This window comes from Agromyces bauzanensis (genome assembly GCF_014645655.1).
Taxonomy (GTDB): Bacteria; Actinomycetota; Actinomycetes; order Actinomycetales; family Microbacteriaceae; genus Agromyces; species Agromyces bauzanensis.
Genome location: NZ_BMMD01000070.1, coordinates 1 through 1,093, shown reverse-complemented (window position 1 = coordinate 1,093; position 1,093 = coordinate 1). Strand labels below are relative to the sequence as shown.

Below are 1,093 nucleotides of genomic sequence, written 5' to 3'. Positions count from 1 at the left end.
GAACCGCCCAGTGTTTCCGTTCGCGCGGTGCGTCTGCCGGAACGGCGACGCACCGCGCGAACGGAAACATGCGGCGAGAGCGCGACAGCGGCACACTCACTCAGGCGCGCACCGCGAGCAGCGCCGACTCGACCGTGAGGCCCGGGCCGAACGCCATGGCCACGACGCGGTCGCCGTCGGCGGCGGCATCCGAGAACAGGATGTTCCGCAGCACGAACAGCACGGTCGCGCTCGACATGTTGCCGAAATCCCGCAGGGTCTCGCGCGCCGGCACGAGCTGCGCCTCGGTGAGCTGCAGCCTCGACTCGACCTTGTCGAGGATCGACCGGCCCCCGGGGTGGATGGCCCAGTGCTCGACCGCGTCGCTCGAGGCATCCGTCGCGAGCGCCTCGGTGAGTGCCGCGTCGTGCGCGAAGAGCGGTTCGAGCGCGCCCGTGATGTGGTCGTCGATGATCGCGGGGATCGCGTTCGACAGCACCATCTCGAAGCCGTGATCGCCGATCTTCCACGCCATGTCGTTCTCGCCCTCGGGCGTGATGCGCGTCGCGAACCGGTCGAGCCCGAACGACCGCTCGCCCGGCTCGGCCGGCCGCGCCGTCACGATGCAGGCCGCGGCTCCGTCGGCGAACAGCGAGGACGCGACGATCGTGTCGGGGTCGTTCGACGTGCGCAGGTGCAGCGTGCAGAGCTCGACGCTGATCACGAGCACGACGGCAGCGGCATCCGCTTCGCACAGCTGCTTCGCGATGCGCAGCGCCGGGATCGCAGCGTAGCAGCCCATGAACCCGAGGTGGTACCGCTCGACGCCCGGGTTCAGGCCGAGTTCTCGCGCGACCATGAAGTCGGGCCCGGGCGCGTAGAACCCGGTGCACGAGACGGTGATCACGTGCGTGATGTCGGATGCCTCGACGCCCGGGCATGCGGCGATCGCCGCGCGCCCCGCCTCGACGTAGAGCCGCGTGGCGTGCTCGGCGTAGAGCTCGTTGCGCGCCTTGGTGCCGGGCCGCAGCAGCTCGCCGCTTTCGATGTCGAAGAACACCGGTTCGTCGGGATGCGCGTCGCGGCTGAGCTCTTCGAGCACGGTGTGCCGGGT

At 70.3% G+C, this 1,093-nt stretch carries 1 protein-coding gene; it reads right to left on the bottom strand.

Annotation, left to right across the window (positions count from 1 at the left end; all coding sequences use genetic code 11):
- Window positions 1-100: 100 nt before the first annotated feature.
- Window positions 101-1,093 (bottom strand): type III polyketide synthase (locus IEX31_RS18440; protein WP_188744842.1); only part of this gene is annotated, 993 nt, incomplete at its 5' end.